Source organism: Mucilaginibacter sp. (assembly GCF_041663085.1).
Lineage (GTDB): Bacteria > Bacteroidota > Bacteroidia > Sphingobacteriales > Sphingobacteriaceae > Mucilaginibacter.
In genome coordinates this window covers 19,157-43,600 of the sequence record NZ_JBAZRC010000018.1, presented here as the reverse complement: position 1 = coordinate 43,600, position 24,444 = coordinate 19,157, and the positions used below count along the sequence as shown (strand labels likewise).

Here is a 24,444-nt window from a genome sequence, read left to right as displayed (position 1 = left end):
TTGATGGAAGTGTCTCTGGGCATAGGGCTTTTTTAGTCAAAAAGTTAAAATTCAAAAGTTAAAAATGGGTAGTCCATTTAACGTAAATCCTATGCGCTGAAAGGCGAAAAATCCCGACCTCAGCGTCGGGGTGCAAAGATAGTAATTTGCAGGGATTTGGAATGTAAATTTTTAAATTTAATGTAGCAAGTTCCGATATCCTGGCAAATACAACAATCAGTTACAAATTATTAGCTACTCTGTTTATTCATTCGCTAAAGCAAATGCAATGGGTACACTGTAGGGAATCCTTTCAACCGAACCGTAAACAGTACCGGGGATCCAATTAGGAGACACCCTTAAAGCGTGCATCGCTTCATTATCCAGCCCCGGGCTAAAAGGGCGTATAACCTTTATACCCGTCAATGCCCCATCTTTTTCTACTATAAAAGATACTATTACCCGGCCCTGAATATTATTCTCCCGCTCTTTTGCAGGATATCTTATTGTACGGGCCAGGTATTTGTTAAAGCCCGCTCCATCGCCGGGAAATAATGGCGACACAATACGTGTTTTACCGTAAGTTGCACTGATGCCATTATGCCTGGCCTTACCCGAAACCAACTCCCCATCTTCATAAATCTCTTCAAAAGTGACGTTAAAATTCTTATCGGTACCTTTCCAAATGCCTGTTCTTTTCCCGTTATTGATAAGGCCCTCTTCCGTTACCTTAAGCAGGTTTATGCCATCTTCGCTATAGCCGCTATAAGTACCGTTGCCTTCTTTTACTTTTACTGTACCTAATGAATCGTAGGCTTCAACTATAGTGAATGAAGCAGTTTTAAACGTAAAATTATACTTCGGGTCTAAAACTTCTTTTATCGCATTCTCTTTATGCAAAAATAACCGCCCATTTGGATAGTACTCGTCAGAGCCACCAACAAGCCATCCATCTTCATAGTTTCCAGTAGCTTTTCTTTTCCCATTATTATAAAAGGTAAGGCATGCGCCCTCTAAACGTATAGGGTCAATAGTTTTTGATTTGCCTATCAGCTTCCTTTTCCCGTTAGGATAATATTCCACTACATTAAAAAGCACAGTCCCGGAATCGGGTTCGCTAACAATCCGGATAAAATCGGCGCTATCTTTACTATTTACAAGGGAGTTATCTTCCTTTAAAAAGTAAACGTTTTGGCGTTGCGCAAAGCAAACCGAAGATGTAAGTAAAAAAGCGGCAATAAGAAATGATCGCATTAGCAAACGGGCTTAGATGCCCCTAATTTACTTTATTAATTTATTATTTGCGTCAGGAAAAATCAGGATGGGCTCATAAGCACGGGCTTCATCAGCTTCCATATATGCGTATGACATGATGATAACAATATCGCCAACCTGCGCCAACCTTGCGGTTGCGCCGTTAAGGCATACAGTGCCGCTGCCGCGTTCGCCTTTTATAACATAGGTTTCAAAACGGGCGCCGTTGTTGTTATTAACAATCTGCACTTTCTCATTCGGAATGATATTAGCAGCCTCAATAAGGTCTTCATCAATGGTTATACTGCCAACATAGTTCAGTTCGGCCTGTGTAACCTTAACGCGATGAAGCTTTGATTTTAATACCTCAATAATCATGGTGCAAAGGTAGGAATATTTTTATCTGTAAAGTTTATGCATCATCGCCTCATTGTAATATATACATGACGGTGCCATGATCTACTGCTTACTTTATCAACACATTATCTATCAGCCTTGTTTTGCCAACACGGGCGGCAGTAAGGGCTACAATAGTTGTACTATCTTTACCTGCAGGCAATAAGGTCTCCCCGTCAACTATTTCAAAATACTCGGGCTGTACGTCATTTTCGGCTTTAAGCATCTCCATTGCCTGCTGTTGTAGCTGCGGTATATTATCAATATCAAAGTTGCTTTTTATCCGGTTCAGGGTTTTTGACAACACAAGCGCGTGTTGCCTGTCGGCAGGCGATAAATGAATATTACGCGAGCTCATGGCCAGCCCATCGGCCTCCCGCTCAATAGGGCACATCACCATTTTTACGGGCATATCCATCAGTTCAATCATGCGGTTAACAACCATAATTTGCTGGTAATCCTTTTGGCCCATGTAAAGGGTATCGGGCTTAACAATATCAAGCAGTTTGTAAACCACCTGCGTTACGCCCTGGTAATGCCCGGGCCTGAATTCGCCCTCAAGCAGATGTTCAAGCGGGCCAATGTTTAAATGCCATTGCTCATTTGCGTCATACATTTCTGTAACGGCGGGGTTAAACAAAACATCACAACCGGCCTGCTCCAGCTTGGCTATATCGGCCTCAATGGGGCGTGGATAATTTTCCAGGTCTTTGGGGTCGTTAAACTGTGTTGGGTTAACAAAAATGCTGCAAACAACAATATTGCTGCCCTGCTTTGCCTGCGCAATTAACGACAGATGGCCATTATGCAGCGCGCCCATGGTAGGTACAAACCCAACAGTTGCAGGGTTTTGTGCGGATAGATATTCCCGGATTTGCCGGCGTGTGGTAAATATTTTCAAACTAAAAAGGGTTGCAAAAATTTGGTAAAGGTGTGCAATTACTTAAAAACTACCAAACCCTCTTGCATAAGTGGTTGCCAGTTCATATAATAATGCTTATATTTGCACACTCAAATTTTTTGAACTTCTTTACATTTATTAATACTGATTAGTGATGGGTAAATCAAAACTACTGTTCATAACTCATGAAATGTCTCCTTTCCTTGAACTCACAAAAATTGCCGAAATAACCCGCCAGCTTCCGCAAGCCATGCAGGAGAAGGGTTTCGAAATTCGCATTTTGATGCCACGTTTCGGGAACATTAATGAGCGCAGGAACCGTTTACATGAAGTTATCCGTTTATCGGGGATGAACATTATTATTAACGATAATGATAATCCACTGATTATTAAGGTGGCTTCTATACCGGCAGCACGCATGCAGGTTTACTTTTTAGATAATGAAGAGTATTTTCAGCGCAAGCACGTGTTTAATGACAAAGACGGTAAATTTTATGCTGACAATGATGAGCGCATGATATTTTTCTGCAAAGGCGCTTTAGAAACCGTTAAGAAACTTGGCTGGGCACCTGATGTTATTCACTGCCATGGCTGGATGAGCGCTTTAGTGCCGGCTTATTTAAAAACAACATATAAAGACGACCCAACCTTTAAAAATTCAAAAGTAGTTTACTCTATTTATGGAAATGATTTTAAAGAGAAGCTGGATGCCGATTTTGCAAGCAAGGCTGTAATGGGCGATATGACCGAAGCACATACCGAAGTTTACAAGGATGGCACCAACACAGCAATGTACACGGGTGCTATACACTACAGCGACGGCATTGTACTGGGCAGCGCCGATATTGATGCAGATGTGTTAAATAATGTTAAAAACAGCAATAAATCGGTTTTAGAATACGTTTCTACCTCTGATTTCGAAAATTATTACAATTTTTACGAAGAAATCACCAATGAGCAATTGGTGGATGTTGCATAAGCTTTAAAATTATATATGAAATTTTACAAATTAGGCTTATTAACCCTGTTAATAAGTCTTTTTATTTTGAATAGCTGTAAAACCCAGGATGGTATAGGCTTAGACCCGGCTACACCGATTGCCGGTAAACTTATAGCAGATACCAGCATATTGGCCACCACCGTTAAAGAAGACAGTGTTATAACCAGCGGCTTATCAAGTAGGGTGCCTTTATCCTACTTTAAGGATCCGGAGTTTGGCACAACCGAAACTAACATTGCGGCTATATTGTCAACCCCGGGCGCAACTGCTTACACTTTGCCATCCGGAACCATCACCATTGATTCGGCAAGTTTGATCCTGCCTTATGCAACAGACGGTTTCTATGGCGATTCCCTGTTATCAACCTACAAAATTGATGTGCGCCAGCTTAGCGAGCGTATTGTAGCTACAAAATCTTACTACAACACCAAGCATTTTCAATCTTACAGCGATATAATAGGGTCTAAAACTTTTTTGGCCAGGGCGCATGATACGCTGAAAATATTAAGCATAGTGAAAGGTGGCCCCGATACACTGATAAAGGTTAAACCACAGGTACGTATCCCTATTGATCCGGGTTTTATTAATCAACACTTTTTTTTAGTTGCTCAAACAGTATTAAGCAACCCTGTGATTTACGAAAACCAAATGAATGGTTTATATATTTCACTGGATAAAAACCAAACACCGGGTGTGGGTGGTAATATGTATTTCAATCTCGATTCGGCGGCGTTAACAATTTATTATAAAAACATTAACGGCTCTACTACCGATACCGCTTCAGTTTCTTTGTCGCTTGGCAGAAAAGTTGCCGAAATTAAACATACATATAGCGCTAATGTGCAGGCTGCATTAGATAACACATCAACTAAAGGGCTTGTTTATTTACAGGGACTTGCCGGGCTTAGGGCTAAATTAACCTTACCCGATGTTAAAAGCATCTTTGCATCCGAGGGCGGCAGCGACAATGTTGTATTAAACCGCGCCGAACTGATCGTTAAGGTTGACCCGGGCTCTACAACGCCGTTTGCACCAAGCAAAAGGCTAACGCTTTACAAGTATGACATTGCACACCAGCGCACTACCTTACAAGATGCATCATCAACCGACCCAAGGGCATCAAACTTTGGCGGAGCGTATAATGCAGCCACCGGTGAATATCATTTTATAATAACCGCTTATTTACAAGACCTGTTACGCGGCAAAACTGTAGATTACGGTACTTTCCTTGCACCTGTAAACCCTACAGGTACAACTATTGACCTTACCCCCGCATCTACTTATGCCGACAGGTCAATTATAGTAGGTAAAAACTCGCCTTACCGGGTAAAGCTTAACATTATATACACCAAAATAAACCAATAAAACTTTTTAAAAGCATTTAAAAATACCCCATTAGGGGTATTTTTTTTTATATCTTGTTTTTAGCATTGATAATGCTATTTATCTCCTTACTTTTGTCGCACATCTAATTCTATTAATTACATTAAAATTCTATTTATTTATGTGCGGCATAGTAGGTTATATAGGCTTCAGAGACGCCTATCCAATAGTAATAAAAGGACTTCACAGGCTTGAGTACAGAGGGTACGACAGCGCTGGTATTGCACTGGCAAATGATGGCTTAAAACTTTTTAAAAAGGCCGGAAAAGTTAGTGAACTTGAAAACCATGTAAAAGACGCGGACGTTTCAGGGTCTGTAGGTATGGGCCATACACGCTGGGCTACCCACGGCGCCCCAAGCGACCGGAATTCGCATCCGCATACCTCCGGCGATGGTAAACTCACTATTATACATAACGGTATAATTGAAAACTATGCTATCTTAAAAGAGGCCCTATCCTCAAAAGGACATGAGTTTAAAAGCGATACCGATACTGAGGTATTGATACATCTTATTGAAGAGATTAAAGACGTAACCGGCCTTGGCCTGCGCGAAGCGGTAAGGCTTGCTTTAAACCGCGTTGTTGGTGCTTACGCCATTGTTATTATGAGCGAGGATGAGCCGGACGAACTTATAGCTGCACGCAAAGGCAGCCCTATGGTAATAGGCGTTGGCAAAGGCGAATACTTCATTGCATCTGATGCTACACCAATTGTTGAGTACACTAAAAACGTTATCTATTTAAACGATAACGAGATTGCATATGTAAGGCGCGATGACCTGTTGATCAAACATATCGATAACACCATCCAAACACCGTATATACAAGAGCTTGAGCTTAAACTGGAGATGCTTGAAAAAGGCGGCTACGACCACTTTATGCTTAAAGAGATATACGAGCAACCCCGCTCTATCCGCGACTGTCTGCGCGGCCGTATTGACCCTGAGCATGGCATTGTTACCCTGGGTGGTATTAAAGAGTATATCGAGAAACTAAAAAACATCGACCGTATCATTATCGTTGCATGCGGCACATCATGGCATGCAGGTTTGGTTGGCGAGTATTTAATTGAAGAGTATGCACGTGTACCTGTTGAGGTTGAATATGCTTCAGAGTTTAGGTATCGTAATCCTATCATATCATCAAAAGACCTGGTTATTGCCATTTCGCAATCAGGCGAAACCGCCGATACCATGGCAGCCATTGAACTGGCTAAAGAAAAAGGCGCAACCATTTTTGGCATTTGTAACGTTGTAGGCGCATCTATCCCGCGTATTACACATGCAGGGGTTTATACCCACGCCGGGCCGGAAATTGGCGTTGCATCAACCAAGGCGTTTACCGCCCAGGTTACCATACTAACCCTTATTGCGTTTTACATTGCCCAACAAAGGGGCACCATAACCCAAAGCAAGTTTGTTGAATACCTTACCGAGCTGGATGAGATACCAGCCCTGGTTGAAGAAACCTTAAAATGTAACGATGTGGTTAAGGCCATAGCCGAACGATTTAAAGATTCAACCAACTGCCTGTTCCTTGGCCGTGGCAGTTCATTCCCTGTTGCGCTTGAAGGTGCATTAAAGCTTAAGGAGATATCATACATACACGCAGAAGGTTACCCTGCTGCCGAAATGAAACACGGCCCTATCGCTTTAATTGATGCAGATATGCCGGTTGTATTTATTGCTACTAAAAACTCATCGTATGAGAAGGTTATCAGCAACATACAAGAGGTAAAAGCCCGTGGGGGCCATGTTATCGCCATTGTATCAGAAGGTGATACCGATGTTAAAGCAATGGCCGATTATATAATTGAGATCCCGCTAACAGGCGAAACTTTTGTGCCATTACTGGCAACAATACCATTGCAGCTGTTATCGTACCATATAGCAGTAATGCGCGGTTGCAATGTTGACCAACCCCGAAACCTTGCAAAATCGGTAACGGTAGAGTAATAAGGTCAGTCCCGATAGTTATCGGGAGGAGATATTAGATGTGAGATCTGAGACCGCAAGGTTTCGGATCTCACATTTTTTTTGCCGGACTCTCGTCTCCTATCTAAAATCCCATATCTGTTTTTTGGAACAATCCTTGCCATACATCAATCAAAAAAAACCAAAATTATGGCAAACCGGGGAAAAAGGGGCCCATGCTGGGCGGGCTACAAAATAGCGGGAATGAAAACAAAGAATGGCAAGAAAGTGCCCAACTGCATTAAAACAGCCACAAAACGCAAACCTAAAAAATAACAAAAGCCGCCAGCTAATCAGCAGGCGGCCCGGTAGGTAATATTTCCAAATGCGCTTAAGCCGGCATTTGCTTCATGGCTTCGCTCAGGTCTAACTGCAGGCCTTGTGCAATAGCCATACCCAGCCCAATATCCGCACGGAACCAGTGGCAAAGCTGCCTGTTGGTTATCTCGTCCTTTTTAGGCCCATCAATTCCACTCATCGAATTAACAATGTTTTTGATCAGATCTTTCTTAGCGGTATCATCCATCAAACGGTACAGGTTCCCCGGTTGCGTATAGTGGTCGTTCTCGTCTTCGGCATTGCGGTCATACCAATCGGCAACCTGAGCATTTACATCCCAGGCCGGTTCCTTATAATGCTGATCAGCCTCTATATCGTCAAAACTGTTTGGGAAGTAGTTAGGGTTTTTACCGCCATTGCCGTCAATACGCATCTGGCCGTCGCGTTGGTAATTGTTCACCATAAAAGGGCAACGGTTTACAGGTATTTGCTCGTAATTAGCCCCAAGGCGGTAACGGTGCGCGTCGGGGTAAGAAAGTATGCGCCCCTGTAACATCTTGTCTGGCGAGTAGCCAATGCCGTCTACAACGTGTGCCGGCGCAAAGGCAGCCTGCTCCACATGTGCAAAATAGTTATCGGGGTTTTCGTTAAGCTCTAAAACACCCACATCAATAAGCGGGTAATCGGCATGCGGCCAAACCTTGGTCAGGTCAAAAGGGTTGATATGATAAGTTGCGGCTTCGGCTTCCGGCATCACCTGGATCTTCACAGCCCATTTCGGGAACTCGCCGTTATCAATATGCGTTAACAGATCATGCTGGGCAAAATCGGGGTTTTTACCACGCATCTCGCCGGCTTCTTCATCGGTAAAGTTCTTAATCCCCTGCTGGGTTTTAAAATGGAACTTTACATAAAAACGTTCGTTTTGCGCGTTAATGAACGAGAAAGTATGGCTGCCAAATCCATCCATATGGCGGTAACCGTAAGGTGTGCCCCTGTCGCTCATCAAAATGGTAACCTGGTGCAGGCTCTCGGGGTTAAGCGACCAAAAATCCCACATCATGGTTGGGCTTTTACAGTTGGTGTATGGGTCGCGTTTTTGGGTATGGATAAAATCGCCGAACTTTTTAGGGTCTTTTATAAAAAACACCGGGGTGTTGTTACCCACCAGGTCCCAGTTGCCATCCTCGGTATAAAACTTCAGGGCAAAGCCGCGGGGGTCACGCTCTGTATCAGCCGATCCTTTTTCGCCGCCAACTGTAGAGAACCGCAGAAACGCGCGGGTTTCTTTACCTATCTGGCTAAATACTTTTGCACGGGTATATTGAGTTATATCATGTGTAATTGTTAGGGTACCATACGCGCCCGAACCCTTTGCATGTACTACACGCTCGGGGATACGCTCGCGGTTAAAATGAGCCATTTTTTCGTGCAGTATATAATCCTGAAGCAGGATAGGGCCACGCGGGCCAATGGTCTGAGAATTTTCGTTCTCTGCAAAAGGCCTGCCTGATGCAGTAGTAAGCTTTTTATTGGGTACCATAACGTTTCGGATTTGTATTTTTCCAAACTTGATTAAAAATAATGGATAGAAAAAATCAATAATTACTATCTTTATATAGATTATATTGATAATGACTATAACTCAGCTTGAATATGTAATTGCGGTTGATACCTACCGCAGTTTTGTAGCCGCGGCCAACAAATGTTTTGTAACGCAGCCCACCCTTAGTATGCAGATACAAAAACTGGAAGACACGCTTGGGGTAAAGCTTTTTGACCGCAGCCACCAGCCGGTTATCCCTACCGAAATTGGTGAAGAAATTATAGCACAGGCAAGAGTACTGCTGGCCGAAAGTGAAAAGATAAAGGAAATCATCAGCGATAGGCAGAAAGAGTTATCCGGCGAATTAAAAGTGGGTATTATCCCTACAGTATCGCCATATATATTACCAAAAATATTAAACGGCTTTATACAAAAATACCCGGCCGTAAAACTGATAGTTTGGGAGCAAACCACCGAGCAGATCATCCAGCAGCTAAAACTGGGCACAATTGATTGCGGCATATTATCAACCCCGTTGCATGAAAGCAGCCTTACGGAGATCCCGGTGTTTTACGAGAACTTTGTGGCTTACGCTTCAAAAAACAGCAAGCTTTATAAAAAGAAAACCATTACCCCCGATGATATTGATATGGAGGAGATATGGGTACTTAACGAGGGCCACTGCATGCGCGAACAGGTGCTGAATATTTGCCAGCGGCGCAAAGCCACCAAAGGCTTTCAGCATTTCGAATACAATACCGGCAGCGTTGAAACGCTAAAACGGATGGTTGATATGAATAACGGCGCTACCATTTTACCAGAGCTTGCCCTTGCCGAAATGAGCGACAAGCAGCGCGACCGCGTACGCTATTTTAAAAGCCCCGAGCCTGCCCGTGAGGTAAGCATAGTGATGCACCGCAACTTTTTAAAGCGCCGGATGATAGAAGCCCTGAAAAACGAGATACTTGATTTTGTACCTAAAAGGCTGCGTACTAAAAAGAAAAAAGAGGTGATGGAGATATAGCCTGCCCGGATGATATCCCCGGGTTAATTTGGCATCCCATCTTTATATTACCTGCGGTAGCTTCTGATATTTTACCGATGCCTGCTCCTTTTATTTTGTGGCTCTGCCTGGCTACATCATTAGCAACAGTACTATCACTAAAATAAATCGCTAAACAGCTTCACCAAATTGATGCTACAATACTATCTTGGCGCTATCAATCAAACCCTTGTTCACATCAAATGAAAAAAAATTATTACCTGCTGCTATTTGTGCTGTTCTTATCGGCCGCCGCTAATGCTCAAACCACCTGGATAACCAAAAACCTTGACGAAAAAATATCAGTAAAATTCCCTGCCGAGCCGCTAAAGGACACTAAAAACGGCATTGATATTTACACACTTAAGCAGGCCGACAGTATTGCCTACAGCGCCAATATGATAGACTATAATGTTGTGGTCCATCTAGATTCGGCCGCTTTAGCACCGATGAAGGACGACCAGCGGTTTGCAGATCAGTTGCTGGCGGGGTTCGCGTCTAAAAAAACCAACTATACCTTCGGTGAGATAACAATAGGCAAATGGAAAACATACACTACCTATAGCTTTGCCGGCACTGAAAACACCACAAAAGCCACGCTGACTATACAAATGATTTTAACTGGAAGCAAAATGTATTCGCTGTCATGCCGGGTACCTGCTAATCTGGTCACCAAAAACAAGGACTCATTTTTAGGGTCGGCAGAGTTGTTAAAGAAGTAAAGGCAGCGAAACCCAATATGCAAAGCATCGCAGTGTCCACGGTGTGAGAGCCTGCGGCGACAAAAAAATAAAAAGCCCTGTTTCCTGCTATTCCTCGTGCTGATACTAATAAAGGACAGGCTTTGTGCGATTCCCTCCCAACGGGAGGGTGCAGGGAGGGGTTAACAAATCGTACAAACCCCTCCCTGCCTTCACCCTATGCCAACCGCACCCCTCCCGGGGGAGGGAATTATTGACCACGGGCGAAAATACCTAAACCCGGGTGCAGCGGATACCGGCCATCGCGCCTAAGGCCTGTACCGTATGAGCAAAAAACGGGGCTACCGGAACCGAAGCCCACAACAGAACCTTTACTAGTAATTTATTCCCTGCACAACCTCTCTAAAAAATCCGCATGCTGCGGGTATTGCTCCAGCAGGTCATCCTTCTTAGCCATCTCGAACTCGGCGAAATCAAAACCGGGGGCAACGGCACAGCTCATCAGGGCAAAGCCGGTGGCTGATGATATTTGGGCCGCGAACCAGGTATTGGGCGGGATAGCCGCTTGCAGGCTGCCGGTGCTGCTGTCGCTCAGTTCGATGGTGGTATGTGTTCCTTCATGGTCAATAACATGGATGTGCAGCGGCGCGCCTTTGTGAAAGTACCACAACTCGTCTGACGCCAGGCGGTGGAAACCCGAAAAGTCCAGGCCTTCCAGCAAATAGTAAATGGATGTGCAGGCCTGTTTCACTGTTGTAGCCCCGGCCCGGGTAACCTCATTTTCCGACCGGAAAACTTCTTTGTAGTACCCTCCCTCGGGGTGCGGCAGCAGGTTTAAGTGATCTATCCAGTATTGGGCGGTTTCGGGCATAGCAGGTTATTGAAGTTACTGCGGCAAGATATAAAATTATTGTTTGCACTTATAAACCCGATGGTAAACTGTAAAACAGTGCGTCCCATTTTGTTCCATTACAGAATAAATGGAACATGCATAAAATCTCAAAATATTAATAATCAATAACTTAAAAAAGACGAACATTTTCCTTTTACCATAGGCATGCGGCCCAAAAAGGCCGAACCAGGGGCGAAAAAAGGCGAAAAAAACCGGTATTTTCCGTGTCTCGTTTTGTTCATTTTTTTAAAAAATGGAACAAAAAGCCAGAACAATAAGCTCCTGAACATGAGGATTTATAGCCGAAATGAAAAAGTTTTTGTTTAACTACTGACACGATTGTGTCAGTATTAAGTGCCTGATTTTAAGATGGTTAACTCCGTCCCGTTTGTCCCGTTTCAAAAATGGAACAAGCTTATATCTTCAGCCTGATGTGAATTTTTTGCAGCAAGCCGGTTAACCAAACCATTACAAACGAAAATATGACGCATTTAATAAGCCCGCCGGTGCCCTGGTTAAAGTATTCGGGGTAGCCAAGATCGGTCATTTGGTAAAGTGGGTAAAACAAAAAAGGCAGCAGGTAGCAGGTAAAAGTGTTGGTGCCCGCGGGTTCTATCACCTTAAACCAATGGAATTTGTGCTTTACATCTACCAGAAAAATAAAGAAAGCATATACCACCAAACTTATACCGGTACAAATAAGCACCCATGAAGGGGTATCGCGCGCTTTACTTATCCCACCGCTAAAATAACGGACGATAAAGCCAAGGTTAAACAATATTACGGCCATCAGCAGCATAGCAACCCACAGCATTTTAATTTCCTTATTTGCGGCAAGCCGCATGTAAAGCACCGATACAAAAACGCCTGCCATAGTAAAGGCCTGCATGGCACCGTTGCCGGCTATCCACATATATTTTTGGATGCCGCTTAAAAAGTTGAGCATTCCAAAATGGAAATCGATATTAAAGAACATAAAGAAGATCCAGGCGGCAGCCTGCACCCAAAGCACCCCGTTACTGTAATAATAAATAAACGCACACACCAGGTACGACCAGCCTATAAGCCCCAGTATGCCCCACCAGGTTAAATGCAGCCACGGGTGGTTAGGGTCGGTGCTTTTATACAGTATGCACATGGTGGCCAGTAGCAGGATGCCAAAGCCCTGAAGCAGGTATCGCGTGGTTTTTGACTGTACTTTGCTGTAATCTAAAAATATAAAGAAGAAACTGAAGGTGGCCAGGCTTTCCCAAACGGGTTGCGGCAAAAGGGTGGCCGGGTCGTTATAGGTTTCCATGTTGGCATGGAAAAACCCGATAAATATAAGCGCGAACGACCGTGTGATGATGCGCATGGGTATATGCGCGTTCTCGTTATGCAGCCGTTTTTTAAAGGCATACGGTATTGATAAGCCTACTATAAACAGGAAGGCAGGGAATATGGTATCGGCAAGTCCTAAAGCATCGGCATTAATTCCTGCATGTTTAAGCCACTGAGGGGTATTTGGCACGCCATCCAGATCATTCACAAAGATCATCAGGAACATGGTAACTGCACGAAACGCATCAATTGACCTGATGCGGTTAATTAAATTACTCATTAAACAGGAAAATGATTTTTATAGATAAATGTTTTAATCTAACGGTAATAAATTTAAAACAGTATCTGAGCAACGGCTTTATTAGTCTCTATCGCGACTTAATTTGGCAAACACTAAGGGGTTTTCGTTTAGCTCGGCAGTTTCTCTTCTGTGTTTTATAATATGTAAAGCGGTAAATAAGGCCTCGCGGAAGGAAACTTCCGAAGCCATGTTTTTACCTGCAATGTCATAAGCGGTGCCATGATCTGGCGAGGTACGCACAAAGCTTAGACCGGCGGTATAGTTCACGCCCGATTCAAACGCTATTTGTTTGAATGGGATCAGTCCCTGGTCGTGGTACATGGCCAGTACGGCATCAAATTGCAGGTATGTGCCATTGGCAAAAAAGCCATCAGCAGCGTAAGGGCCAAAAGCAAGCACATCGTTATTGCGGGCCTCTTCAATAGCCGGTATAATGGTATCTTTTTCTTCGCTGCCTATCAGGCCGTTATCGCTGGCATGAGGGTTTAAGCCCAATACAGCAATTTTTGGTTTGCGGATCCAGAAATCATCCTGCAAGCTGGCGTTCATCAGCTTTAACTTCTGTATTATTTTATCAGTGGTGATGCTTTCCGCGATCTTTGACACCGGGATATGGCCGGTTACCACGCCAACACGCAGGGTATCGCTCACCAAAAACATCAGTGATTCATCTTTGCTGTCGCGATGCTGCAGGTATTCGGTATGCCCGGGGAAGTTAAACTCCTCGTTTTGGATATTGTCTTTATTGATAGGCGCTGTTACCAGGCCATCTATATTACCGGCAAGCAGGTCGTCTGTTGCGCGTTGCAGCGAAATGTAGGCGTATTTGCCACCCTCTGCAGTTACCTGGCCGGGTTCAATTTTCACATCTTCTTCCCAGCAGTTTATCATGTTGGGTTTGCGGTGCTGCGCAGCGGCGGCACTATCTACCACATTAAAATTAAACTCGTTGATATGGGTAGCCCGGCGGTGGAATGAAGCTACTTTGGTATGCCCGTAAACAATTGGAGTACAGTAATCGTATATTTTAGCATCGGCCAGGGTTTTGATGATTATCTCTAACCCTATCCCGTTAACATCGCCAATACTTATTCCTATTTTAGGTTTGTCGCTCATGATTATTATGATTTCGCCGGTGGTTTTTTATACCGCCGGTTACGTATTTTGCTTTGTGCTTTAAGCCTTTAGCCCGTCGCCCAACATGCAAATAAAAAGATTTTAAGTTTATAAATTCTGATTAAAGCACAAATATGCCTTAATTTGCTCAAATAAAAACGGATAATGACATTAGTAAGAGCAAAAAAACATTTAGGGCAGCACTTTCTTACTGATAAAAATATTGCCTCGAAAATTGTGGACAGTCTGCGCCCCGAGGGCAGATATAAGCAGGTACTTGAAGTTGGCCCGGGTATGGGTATCCTGTCTGATTTTTTGCTGCAAAAAGCCGAGTACGAAACCTTTTTGATAGATATTGATACTGAATCGTACACGTTCCTGAAAAAGAAATATCCCAAACTGGGCGAAAGGCTGATCAATGCCGATTTTTTAGAGCTGGATTTTAAAGCAAAATTTGAAAGCCAGATGGCCGTTATTGGTAACTTCCCTTATAATATCTCCTCTCAAATACTTTTTAAGATATTGGATCACCGCGACCAGGTACACGAAGTGGTAGGCATGTTCCAGAAAGAAGTTGCCGAGCGCTGTGCATCAAAACCTGGCAGCAAGGAGTACGGCATCCTGAGCGTGTTTTTACAGGCTTATTATAAAGTTGAATACTTATTTACGGTAAAAGCTGGTGTGTTTAATCCGCCGCCAAAGGTGCTTTCTGCCGTTATCCGGCTAACCCGCAACGCCACTGCCGACCTTGGTTGCGACGAAAAACTGTTTTGGCAGGTTGTAAAAGCCGGTTTTAACCAGCGCCGTAAAACATTGCGCAACGCGGTGTCATCTTTAATAAACAAAGAGAAGATGGTAGATAACAAAACCCTCGACCTGCGCGCCGAACGCCTAAGCGTAGCCGATTTTGTAAAGTTGACCAATGAGATTGCGGAAGCCCGTTAATTAATCTATCGGTATTACCACAACCTTATCTGCGCCTTTCATTTCTTTAACCTTTAAGGCCATGCGTTTTACAAACAGGTAATTTGCTGTACCACCAATTACAGCACCTACAACCGGCACTAAACGCTCGGCAGCGCGTACGCCAAAGGCCAGCAATAGTTTTTCGGCAATGCCCTCCATCATGGTTTTGGTTACGGCTATGCCCGCTTCTACTTTAAAAGATGTGGCAACAAGTACCATAAATTCATCAAAACCTATCCTGTAGTTGCCTTTAGTATAATACATAATGGCCATAGTAACCCTAAACTGTTGGGTTATCAGGTTAATAAAATCAACAGGCATACCTACCAGCATGGTCATGATGCCGCCGCTGCCTGCAATAGCACCTGAGCCTGCAGCCATGTACGCACATTGGTTGATGAATTTATCCAGGCCATGCTTATCAACGCCCTTTTTGATGCCGAGCTGGTCTATATTGTCAAATATGTGCCTGAAGCCATCGTGCGATAGCGTATCTACATATTTTTTTATATCTGTACGTGCTTTTTTAAATGGAATGATCATCGGTGAATTTATTATATAATAGATATATGCTATTTACGTGCCAGTTTTGAGCCTTATCCTATTCTCTCCAAAGAAGAGGGTTATTACTGCCTTGATGTCATATTTTAAAGTCCTCTCCAAAGGAGAGGATTAGGTGAGGCTTTTTTGTAATTTTGCCCATCAAATTCTTACGCCATTGAAAAACAACATCCTTATTGTCGACGATCTGCACCCCGCGTTTATTGAACAGGCCGAAGGTTTTGGATACACCATCAATTACCAGCCGGATATGAAGCTTGATGAGGCTTATGCCATCATCAATAATTATGATGGGTTGGTTATCCGTTCCAAGTTCCAGGTAGACAGAAAGTTTATTGACCAGGCCACCCACCTGCGTTTTATTTGCCGCGCCGGGGCCGGTATGGATAATATTGATGAAGATTATGCTTTAGAAAAAGGCATTAAGCTGATCAACGCTCCCGAAGGTAATATGGATGCCGTTGGCGAACATGCCATAGGTTTGTTGCTGTCATTGATGAATAACATGAATACGGCCGATGCCGAGATCCGTGCGGGCAATTGGCGCCGCGAGAAAAACCGCGGATATGAGTTGAAAGGACGCACCGTTGGCATTATTGGTTACGGGCATATGGGCAGCAGCTTTGCCAAAAAACTATCGGGTTTTGATGTAAATGTAATTGCTTACGATAAATATAAAACAGGCTTTAGCGACCGGTATGCGCGCGAGGTAAGTATGGAAGAGATTGTTAAACACAGTGATGTTTTGAGCCTTCACATCCCCTTAACCAAAGAAACTGATGGCATGGTGAACGATGAATACTTTTACCATTTTAAAAAGCCTATATTTTTTATTAATACAGCACGCGGCAAGATAGTTAAAACCAGCGCAGTGCTCAGCGCCATTAAACAAGGCAAAATAATAGCTGCGGGGCTTGATGTATTGGAGGTGGAGAAATTTCCATCGCTTGCAGAACAGGCATGGTTTGACGAATTGCGCCAAAGCGGCAAGGTAATTTTAAGCCCGCATGTTGGTGGATGGACGTTTGAAAGTTACCGTAAAATAAGTGAGGTAATGGCCAGGAAGCTGGGTGAACTGGGATTAGCGTAAATTAGTGAAATTCCACCCGATAGGTGTAAGCATCCAATTAAAAAATTTGGATATTAAAATTTAATTATACTATCTTCGTTTTACACTAAACAAGACTATGCAGGCCCGGCCCACGTAGTCTTGTTTGTTTTTAAGGCCATCACGCTCTTCTATCGAAAAAGTAGGGGGGCGGTTTTTTTTGGCGTAAACTGATAATAAACTACTAATTATATTGTGTTATGGCAGAGGTATCATACTATACCAAAGAAGGTTTAGAAAAATTAAAAGAAGAGTTACAATACTTAAAAACTACAGGCCGTGCTAATATCAGCGCTGCAATAGCCGAAGCACGTGATAAGGGCGATCTTTCTGAAAACGCCGAATACGATGCAGCAAAAGAAGCACAAGGCCTGCACGAGGGCAAAATAGCCCAAATGCAGGAAACGCTGGCAAACGCCCGTTTACTTGACGAGTCAAAACTGGATGTATCTAAGGTTTTAGCCCTATCTATCGTAAAAATTAAAAATATAAAAAGCGGCGCTACCATGAGCTACCAGCTGGTATCAGAAAGCGAAGCAGATATGAAAGCCGGTAAAATATCGGTAACATCACCTATTGCTAAAGGCTTGTTGGGTAAATCTGTTGGTGAGATAACCGAGATAACCGTACCCGCGGGTAAAATAGAATTTGAGGTATTAGAAATTAGTAGATAGTTAATGGTTGATTGGATGAGTGGTTCCATAACTGCTCATCCAACCCATTTCTTAACTGCTCACCACTCACACAATCAACCACTCACTAATTATGAGCATCTTTTCAAAGATCATATCAGGCGAAATCCCGGCACACAAAGTAGCCGAAACAAATGAGTTTTTAGCTTTTTTGGATATTAGCCCATTAGCCGAAGGGCATGTGCTGGTTATCCCCAAAACCGAAGTTGATTATATTTTTGACCTGAATGACGAAACCTATATGGGTTTGCAGATGTTTGCCAAAATTGTAGCCACGGGGATAAAAAAAGCTATCACATGTAAGAAGGTTGGCGTAGCTGTTATTGGCTTAGAAGTGCCCCACGCGCATATTCATTTAATACCTATGAACAGGGTTGACGATATGAATTTTGCAAGGCCAAAACTTAGCCCTACGCAGGATGAATTGGCCGCCACAGCTAAAAAAATTGTGGAAGCCTTACGTGAGGTTACCCACCAATAGACAGCCGTGTGTTATGATGAGGCGGAAGAACCATTGCCTCCCAAACGCATTAAGCATACTTACATAAACGCGGGATGCCCGCCGCACAAGCTCTTTCACCCGCGTCCTTTTACCCTTAGCCTTTCCGGTTTTAACACCCTTCAATGGCCATTGTTAACAACCCAAAAACCAATTAAAAAAAACACTTTCCAGTTTTCGGAAATTTACCTACATTTGCGGGCTAATTGTTGCTCATTGAAATCGCTAAAAACATATTCAATCCCTTTTACCGGCCTTAAGCTGGGCAAGCATTATTTTGAATACGAAATAAACGATGCTTTTTTTGCCGAGTTTGAATACTCTTTAGTTAAAAAGGCCAATCTTATTTGTAAGGTTGAACTGGACAAGCAGGAAACAATGCTTATCCTGAACTTTGACATTACCGGCACTGTAAATGCCACTTGTGATAGATGCTTATCTGATTATCTGCAACCGATAGATATTCATGAACAGCAGATAGCCCGGTTTACAGAAGAGGAAATGAGCGAAGATGACGAGATAATTACCCTTGGCAAAAACGATCACGAGATTGCTTTAGCCGGGTTAATATATGAATATGTTAGCGTTGCGCTGCCGTTTATTGCAAATTGCAGTAACGAGGGCGACGGGAAACAATGTGATGAGGAAATGCTGGCAAACTTAAATAAGCTTGCAGCAAATGATGAAAAAACCGAGAGTGTTGACCCGAGATGGGAAGCTCTTAAAAAATTAAAATAATATAATAACTAAAAGTTATGGCACATCCAAAACGGAAAATTTCAAAATCAAGAAGAGATAAACGCAGAACGCACTACAAAGCAGAAGCGCCTACTTTAACTACTTGCCAAACTACTGGTGCAGTACACTTGCCACACAGAGCATACACTGTTGACGGTAACGTTTACTTCAACGGAAAAATCCTTATTGAGAAAGCAGTAGCAGTTTAAGTTTAATTTTCTGAAAATGAAGATTGGCTTAGATATTATGGGCGGTGATTTCGCCCCCAAGGCAGCAGTTTTAGGGGCAATTGAAGCTTGTAAAGTTTTATCTGCCGGGCAAAAACTTGTGCTTATTGGCGACAAGGATATTGCACTAAGCATACTTCAGGAAAATAATTTTAGCCCCGATAACTTTGAGTTTGTACATACAACCGAAGTTATTGGCATGGGCGAACACCCCACTAAGGCTATTGTTCAGAAACCCAACTCGAGTATAAGCGTTGGCTTCCAAATGCTGAAAGAAAACGCTATACAGGCATTTTCATCGGCAGGGAATACCGGGGCTATGCTGGTGGGCAGCATGTTCAGCGTAAAAACCGTACCCGGTGTAATACGCCCGGCCATGACAACCATTGTACCCAAACTTAAAGGCGGTTTGGGTATTATTTTGGATGTAGGCGCCAATGCCGATTGTAAACCCGATGTGCTTTTGCAGTTTGGTGTTTTAGGCAGCCTGCTTGCCGAATCTATATACGGGATACCCAACCCGCGTATAGCGCTGATGAATATTGGCGAAGAAGAGGAGAAAGGCAACCTGCTTTTACAGGCCACCTATCCCTTAATGAAGGATACCAAACTGTTTAACTTTGTAGGTAACGTTGAAGGGCGCGACCTTTTTGCCGACAACAACGACGTTGTTGTTTGCGATGGTTTTACAGGGAACATTATCCTTAAACTTGCCGAATCTTTTTACGTTATTACCCAAAAGAAAAGATTTAAAGACGAATTTTTTGACCGCTTTAACTACGAGCAATACGGCGGAAGCCCTATACTTGGTGTTAATGCGCCTGTTGTTGTTGGCCATGGCATTTCAAGTCCTGAAGCTATCAAGAACATGGTGCTGCTGTCAAGAAACATGATTGAGACCAACCTTATAGACAAAATTAAACTGGCTTTTCAGTAAAAAAATATAGAATGAGCAAAATTACTGCTGCTATTACCGCTGTAAATGGTTACGTACCCGAGTACGTATTAACCAACCAGGAGCTGGAAACAATGGTGGAAACCAACGACGAGTGGATAACGAGTCGTACCGGCATTAAAGAGCGGAGAATATTAAAAGGCGAAGGGCTTGGCACATCAGATATGGCCGTACCGGCTGTTGAAGGCCTGCTGAAAAAGCGTGGTATCACTGCCGAAGAGATCGACCTGATCATATTTTGCACCACCACCCCCGATTTGCCTTTCCCGGCAACCGCAAACATTCTTGCACATAAAATTGGCGCTAAAAATGCCTGGGGATACGATCTGCAGGCGGCATGTTCCGGCTTCATTTTCGGCCTGGCTACCGGCGCGCAATTTATTGAGAGCGGCAAACACACAAAAGTATTGGTAGTAGGTGGCGATAAAATGTCGTCAATTATCAACTACGAAGACCGTGCTACCTGTATCATTTTTGGCGATGGCTGCGGCTGTGCCCTGCTTGAGCCCAACACAGAAGGTTACGGTATTATAGATTCGGTACTAAAAAGTGATGGCGCGGGCTCACAGCTTTTATTCCAAAAATCGGGCGGTTCGGTTAGTCCGGCCACGCACGAAACCGTTGCCAATAAAGAGCATTATGCCTACCAGGAAGGCCAGGCGGTATTTAAATTTGCTGTAACCAACATGGCCGAAGTTGCCGCCGAAGTAATGGAACGCAATCATTTAGTTGCCGATGATATTGCATGGCTGGTACCACACCAGGCCAACAAACGTATTATTGATGCTACAGCTAACCGTACCGGCATAACATCTGATAGGGTTATTGTAAACATTGAACGTTACGGTAATACCACAAACGGTACTATCCCATTGTGCCTATGGGAGTGGGAAAGCAAATTCAAAAAAGGTGATAACCTTATTTTAGCTGCCTTTGGCGGCGGGTTTACCTGGGGCTCTATTTATTTAAAATGGGCTTACGATACACCAGGTGCGTAAGTTTTAAGGTGCAGGTTCTGCACATTTTAATTAAAACATCTGTCAATTAATTAATGTTACTTTAAATAGTAAAAATTCATTTGCACATATGCATATTTGCACATCTGCATATTTTATACATAACTTAGTTATTAAACTTTTATCCAAACCAATTATCGCTTATTATGGATATTAAACAGATTCAGGATCTTATACGCTTTGTGTCAAAATCTGGCGTAAACGAAGTATCGATCGAGCAAGAGAATTTTAAGATCACTATAAAAACTAACGAAGCACCAACTTATGTAAACGCTTCGATACCAACACATCAGCCGCTTGCTGCAGCCCCTGCGCCGCAGCCTGTAAGCTTGCCATCAGCAGCACCCGCTGCCGAAGCGGTAGCTGTTGCTGACACTTCAAACCTGATCACCATCAAATCGCCGATGATAGGTACATTCTACCGTTCATCATCGCCTGATAAACCATTATTTGTAAACGTAGGCGACGAAATAAGCACAGGCAGTGTATTGTGCATTATTGAAGCTATGAAACTTTTTAACGAGATCGAATCTGAAGTATCGGGCCGTATAGTAAAAGTACTTGTAGACAATGCTTCGCCGGTTGAATACGACCAGCCTTTATTTTTAGTAGAACCTAAGTAAATTCGTTGATGTGCAAATATGCAGATGTGCAAATGAGATGCACATTAATCTGCATATTTGCACATCTTCATATCTACACATTCGAAAGTCATGTTTAAAAAAATATTAATAGCTAACCGAGGTGAAATTGCCCTGCGAATTATTCGCACCTGTAAAGAAATGGGCATTAAAACCATAGCTGTATACTCAACCGCTGATCGTGATAGCCTGCATGTGCGTTTTGCAGATGAGGCTGTTTGTATTGGCCCTCCTCCAAGTCGCGATTCATACTTAAATATCCCTAACATTATCTCAGCAGCCGAATTAACAAATGCTGACGCAATACACCCTGGATATGGTTTTTTATCTGAGAACGCAAAATTCTCAGCTATTTGTGCCGAATACGGTATCAAATTTATTGGAGCCACTGCCGATCAGATCAACAGAATGGGCGATAAAGCTTCGGCTAAAGAAACCATGAAAAAAGCCGACGTTCCTATCGTTCCTGGTTCTGAGGGATTATTAACTGATGTTAAACAAGGCATCTCTATTGCCAACAAAATAGGTTATCCGATAATACTAAAAGCAACTGCCGGCGGCGGTGGCCGTGGTATGCGTATTGTTTGGAAAGACGAAGAATTTGAAAATGCCTGGGATAGTGCCCGTGCCGAATCTGGCGCAGCCTTTGGTAACGACGGCCTGTACCTTGAAAAATATGTTGAAGACCCACGCCACATCGAAATACAGGTAGTAGGCGACCAGTACGGCAAAGTTTGCCACTTATCTGAACGCGACTGCTCTATACAACGCCGCCACCAGAAACTGGTAGAAGAAGCACCATCCCCTTTTATGACAGAAAAGCTGCGTAAAAAGATGGGCGAGGCTGCAATTAAGGGCGCCAAAGCGGTAAAATATGAAGGTGCCGGTACGGTAGAGTTTTTGGTTGATAAGAACCGTAACTTCTACTTTATGGAAATGAACACCCGTATCCAGGTAGAACACCCGGTTACCGAAGAAGTGATCAACTTCGACTTAATAAAAGAACAAATAAAAGTTGCAGCGGGTATCCCAATATCTGGCAAAAACTACGAGCCAACCATGCATGCCATTGAGTGCCGCATCAACGCCGAAGATCCTGCAAACAACTTCCGCCCATCACCGGGTAAAATAACAAACTTCCATTCGCCGGGCGGCCATGGCGTACGTGTAGATACACACGTATACAGTGGCTACGTTATCCCGCCAAATTACGATTCGATGATAGCCAAGGTTATCTGTATGGCCCAAACCCGCGATGAAGCTTTGGCAACCATGGAGCGTGCTTTAAGCGAGTTTGTTATTGAAGGTGTTAAAACAACTATTCCATTCCATTTAAAACTGCTGCAAGACCCTAACTTCCGTGCGGGTAACTTCACCACCAAATTTATGGAAACGTTCGAATATTAATATTTAATAAATCTTCACGAGTTAATACAACGTAAATAGCATTCCGGCGTTAATACTGCGGAAAACAGGTAATGAGCGAAAACAAAATAATAAAAGCAATAAAAGAGAAAGGCCAGACAATGGAGGCCGAGATGTCGTTTTTTGATCACCTGGAAGCCTTACGCTGGCACTTGGTACGCGCGGCCATTGCTATTGTTATTTTTACCGGCGGTGCTTTTTACTTTTACGATTTTATTTTTGATACCATCATCATGGGCCCAAGTAAGCCGAGCTTCTGGACCTATAGGATGTTATGTAAGCTTGGTGATTATCTGCACCGCGACGGCTTTTGTATCAATAAGATCAATATCAGCCTGCTTAATACCGAAATGGCCGGGCAGTTTACCCTGCAGATCAACTCCGCCCTTCTTATAGGTATAACCCTTGGTTTCCCTTACCTACTTTGGGAATTATGGCGCTTTATAAGGCCGGCATTGCACGAAAAAGAACGTAAGGCAGCATCTGGGTTTGTAGTTTACTCTACTTTTTTGTTTATTATTGGAGTGCTATTCGGTTATTATGTTATTACGCCCGAGTCAATAAACTTCCTTGCTGGCTACACTATTAGTCCTACCATAGAAAATAAGTTTTCTGTCGATTCTTACCTGTCATCGGTAGCCACTTTAACACTGGCAACCGGGATAGTATTTGAATTGCCAATACTGGTATACGTGCTGTCGTCATTAGGCATTCTTACCGTTAAGTTTATGCGCGAGACCAGGCGTTACGCCGTGGTTGTGATACTAATCATAGCGGCTGTAGTTACCCCAACACCCGATATGATGACGATGACAGTGGTAAGCATCCCGCTATTCATTTTATATGAAGTGGGCATACTGGTTGCCGCTGTGGTTGAAAAACGCAAAAAAGCAAGAGAAGCAGCACTATAATTTATAAGAGCAATTTCGAACACTGAATGCCCAACATCGAATGGAAGTATACCTTCGATGTTGGGCATTCAATATTTATTATTCGATGTTATTTGCACTTCTAAATCCATTACACTATCCTCTTCAATTCCAACAAAATCTTTACCTTCGGCAACACAATAAAATCATAAATTTGAGTTGATGAAAAAAGGGTTAAAGATAGCCATAGGCGCAGACCACGCCGGGTTTGATTATAAGCAAGCCATTTTAGGCATGTTTGGCAATGACATTATATTTACCGACCACGGCACCTACTCTTCAGAATCTGCCGATTACCCCGATTTTGCCCACCTGGTTGCCAACGCTGTTGAAAACGGCGAGGCTGATTTTGGCTTTTTGCTTTGCGGCAGCGCCAACGGTGTAGCCATGACAGCCAACAAACATCAGGGCATCCGTGCGGCATTGTGCTGGAAACCCGATGTTACCATCCCGGCACGTACCCACAACAACGCCAATGTGCTTTGTATCCCTGCGCGCCATGTATCATTAGAGGATACCAAAAAAATAATAGAGATATTCCTGACCGAAGAATTTGAAGGCGGACGCCATGCTAACCGCGTTAACAAAATTGGCTGCTAACC

General features: G+C 43.4%; 25 protein-coding genes. 17 read left to right on the top strand and 8 right to left on the bottom strand.

Annotated elements, in window-relative coordinates:
* Positions 1 to 243 precede the first annotated feature (243 nt).
* The 3 genes from WC615_RS06385 to panC form a co-directional block, all read right to left on the bottom strand.
* Positions 244 to 1,233, bottom strand: a complete 990-nt coding sequence (locus WC615_RS06385; protein ID WP_372977285.1) for a TonB family protein — start codon at positions 1,231 to 1,233, stop codon at positions 244 to 246.
* Positions 1,234 to 1,260: 27 nt separating this feature from the next.
* Positions 1,261 to 1,611: an aspartate 1-decarboxylase gene (gene panD, locus WC615_RS06380; protein ID WP_067059946.1), complete on the bottom strand. Its 351-nt coding sequence runs from the start codon at positions 1,609 to 1,611 to the stop codon at positions 1,261 to 1,263.
* Between the two features lie 88 nt (positions 1,612 to 1,699).
* Positions 1,700 to 2,530, bottom strand: coding sequence for a pantoate--beta-alanine ligase (gene panC / locus WC615_RS06375; protein ID WP_372977284.1), 831 nt, complete (start codon positions 2,528 to 2,530; stop codon positions 1,700 to 1,702).
* A 154-nt stretch (positions 2,531 to 2,684) separates the two neighbouring features.
* Between panC and WC615_RS06370 the strand changes: the two genes are divergently transcribed.
* The 3 genes from WC615_RS06370 to glmS all read left to right on the top strand — a co-directional run bounded on the left by WC615_RS06370 (position 2,685) and on the right by glmS (position 6,870).
* The gene (locus tag WC615_RS06370) at positions 2,685 to 3,509 is read left to right on the top strand and encodes a glycogen/starch synthase (protein WP_372977283.1); all 825 of its coding nucleotides are present in this window, start codon (positions 2,685 to 2,687) and stop codon (positions 3,507 to 3,509) included.
* A gap of 15 nt (positions 3,510 to 3,524) precedes the next feature.
* A complete protein-coding gene (locus tag WC615_RS06365; RefSeq protein ID WP_372977282.1) occupies positions 3,525 to 4,895 on the top strand; it encodes a DUF4270 domain-containing protein in 1,371 nt (456 codons plus the stop codon).
* A gap of 139 nt (positions 4,896 to 5,034) precedes the next feature.
* Positions 5,035 to 6,870 carry a glutamine--fructose-6-phosphate transaminase (isomerizing) gene (glmS, locus tag WC615_RS06360; RefSeq protein ID WP_372977281.1) on the top strand — a complete coding sequence of 612 codons (1,836 nt, stop codon included), beginning with the start codon at positions 5,035 to 5,037 and terminating at the stop codon, positions 6,868 to 6,870.
* A gap of 349 nt (positions 6,871 to 7,219) precedes the next feature.
* Here the strand turns inward: glmS and WC615_RS06355 are convergent, their stop codons facing one another.
* Positions 7,220 to 8,710 (bottom strand): catalase, encoded by a 1,491-nt coding sequence (locus WC615_RS06355; RefSeq protein WP_372977280.1) that lies wholly within the window; start codon positions 8,708 to 8,710, stop codon positions 7,220 to 7,222.
* 91 nt (positions 8,711 to 8,801) lie between these two features.
* Between WC615_RS06355 and WC615_RS06350 the strand changes: the two genes are divergently transcribed.
* Both WC615_RS06350 and WC615_RS06345 read left to right on the top strand, forming a co-directional pair.
* Positions 8,802 to 9,737: a LysR substrate-binding domain-containing protein gene (locus tag WC615_RS06350; protein WP_372977279.1), complete on the top strand. Its 936-nt coding sequence runs from the start codon at positions 8,802 to 8,804 to the stop codon at positions 9,735 to 9,737.
* A 221-nt stretch (positions 9,738 to 9,958) separates the two neighbouring features.
* Complete coding sequence (locus tag WC615_RS06345; protein ID WP_372977278.1) at positions 9,959 to 10,477, top strand: hypothetical protein; 519 nt, start codon at positions 9,959 to 9,961, stop codon at positions 10,475 to 10,477.
* Positions 10,478 to 10,838: 361 nt separating this feature from the next.
* On the opposite strand, the gene WC615_RS06340 is transcribed toward WC615_RS06345, so the two are convergent.
* From WC615_RS06340 to pdxA, 3 genes are all read right to left on the bottom strand, one after another.
* Positions 10,839 to 11,327 carry a cupin domain-containing protein gene (locus WC615_RS06340; protein WP_372977277.1) on the bottom strand — a complete coding sequence of 163 codons (489 nt, stop codon included), beginning with the start codon at positions 11,325 to 11,327 and terminating at the stop codon, positions 10,839 to 10,841.
* Positions 11,328 to 11,763: 436 nt separating this feature from the next.
* Positions 11,764 to 12,948, bottom strand: a complete 1,185-nt coding sequence (locus tag WC615_RS06335) for a DUF5009 domain-containing protein (protein WP_372977276.1) — start codon at positions 12,946 to 12,948, stop codon at positions 11,764 to 11,766.
* An 81-nt stretch (positions 12,949 to 13,029) separates the two neighbouring features.
* Positions 13,030 to 14,085: a 4-hydroxythreonine-4-phosphate dehydrogenase PdxA gene (gene pdxA / locus WC615_RS06330; protein ID WP_372977275.1), complete on the bottom strand. Its 1,056-nt coding sequence runs from the start codon at positions 14,083 to 14,085 to the stop codon at positions 13,030 to 13,032.
* Positions 14,086 to 14,250: 165 nt separating this feature from the next.
* Here pdxA and rsmA point away from each other — a divergent pair, with 165 nt between their 5' ends.
* Positions 14,251 to 15,030, top strand: coding sequence for a 16S rRNA (adenine(1518)-N(6)/adenine(1519)-N(6))-dimethyltransferase RsmA (rsmA, locus tag WC615_RS06325; protein ID WP_372977274.1), 780 nt, complete (start codon positions 14,251 to 14,253; stop codon positions 15,028 to 15,030).
* On the opposite strand, the gene WC615_RS06320 is transcribed toward rsmA, so the two are convergent.
* Positions 15,031 to 15,594 (bottom strand): hypothetical protein, encoded by a 564-nt coding sequence (locus tag WC615_RS06320; protein WP_372977273.1) that lies wholly within the window; start codon positions 15,592 to 15,594, stop codon positions 15,031 to 15,033. It abuts the gene before it with no gap.
* Positions 15,595 to 15,769: 175 nt separating this feature from the next.
* Between WC615_RS06320 and WC615_RS06315 the strand changes: the two genes are divergently transcribed.
* The 11 genes from WC615_RS06315 to rpiB all read left to right on the top strand — a co-directional run bounded on the left by WC615_RS06315 (position 15,770) and on the right by rpiB (position 24,442).
* Entirely contained in the window at positions 15,770 to 16,702 is a 933-nt protein-coding gene (locus WC615_RS06315; RefSeq protein WP_372977272.1) for a 2-hydroxyacid dehydrogenase, read from the top strand.
* Positions 16,703 to 16,920: 218 nt separating this feature from the next.
* Positions 16,921 to 17,394 (top strand): transcription elongation factor GreA, encoded by a 474-nt coding sequence (gene greA / locus WC615_RS06310; protein ID WP_191175340.1) that lies wholly within the window; start codon positions 16,921 to 16,923, stop codon positions 17,392 to 17,394.
* A gap of 88 nt (positions 17,395 to 17,482) precedes the next feature.
* Complete coding sequence (locus WC615_RS06305) at positions 17,483 to 17,893, top strand: HIT family protein (protein WP_372977286.1); 411 nt, start codon at positions 17,483 to 17,485, stop codon at positions 17,891 to 17,893.
* Between the two features lie 234 nt (positions 17,894 to 18,127).
* Complete coding sequence (locus WC615_RS06300; protein WP_372977271.1) at positions 18,128 to 18,649, top strand: DUF177 domain-containing protein; 522 nt, start codon at positions 18,128 to 18,130, stop codon at positions 18,647 to 18,649.
* A gap of 17 nt (positions 18,650 to 18,666) precedes the next feature.
* Entirely contained in the window at positions 18,667 to 18,858 is a 192-nt protein-coding gene (gene rpmF, locus WC615_RS06295) for a 50S ribosomal protein L32 (protein ID WP_082855913.1), read from the top strand.
* 16 nt (positions 18,859 to 18,874) lie between these two features.
* On the top strand, positions 18,875 to 19,813 hold the full coding sequence (gene plsX / locus WC615_RS06290; RefSeq protein ID WP_372977270.1) for a phosphate acyltransferase PlsX: 939 nt from the start codon (positions 18,875 to 18,877) through the stop codon (positions 19,811 to 19,813).
* 11 nt (positions 19,814 to 19,824) lie between these two features.
* Positions 19,825 to 20,829: a beta-ketoacyl-ACP synthase III gene (locus WC615_RS06285; RefSeq protein ID WP_372977269.1), complete on the top strand. Its 1,005-nt coding sequence runs from the start codon at positions 19,825 to 19,827 to the stop codon at positions 20,827 to 20,829.
* A 164-nt stretch (positions 20,830 to 20,993) separates the two neighbouring features.
* Complete coding sequence (gene accB / locus WC615_RS06280; protein WP_372977268.1) at positions 20,994 to 21,470, top strand: acetyl-CoA carboxylase biotin carboxyl carrier protein; 477 nt, start codon at positions 20,994 to 20,996, stop codon at positions 21,468 to 21,470.
* A 90-nt stretch (positions 21,471 to 21,560) separates the two neighbouring features.
* Positions 21,561 to 22,895 carry an acetyl-CoA carboxylase biotin carboxylase subunit gene (gene accC, locus WC615_RS06275; protein WP_372977267.1) on the top strand — a complete coding sequence of 445 codons (1,335 nt, stop codon included), beginning with the start codon at positions 21,561 to 21,563 and terminating at the stop codon, positions 22,893 to 22,895.
* Positions 22,896 to 22,966: 71 nt separating this feature from the next.
* A complete protein-coding gene (gene tatC / locus WC615_RS06270) occupies positions 22,967 to 23,824 on the top strand; it encodes a twin-arginine translocase subunit TatC (RefSeq protein WP_372977266.1) in 858 nt (285 codons plus the stop codon).
* Between the two features lie 180 nt (positions 23,825 to 24,004).
* The gene (gene rpiB, locus WC615_RS06265; RefSeq protein WP_372977265.1) at positions 24,005 to 24,442 is read left to right on the top strand and encodes a ribose 5-phosphate isomerase B; all 438 of its coding nucleotides are present in this window, start codon (positions 24,005 to 24,007) and stop codon (positions 24,440 to 24,442) included.
* Positions 24,443 to 24,444: the final 2 nt, after the last annotated feature.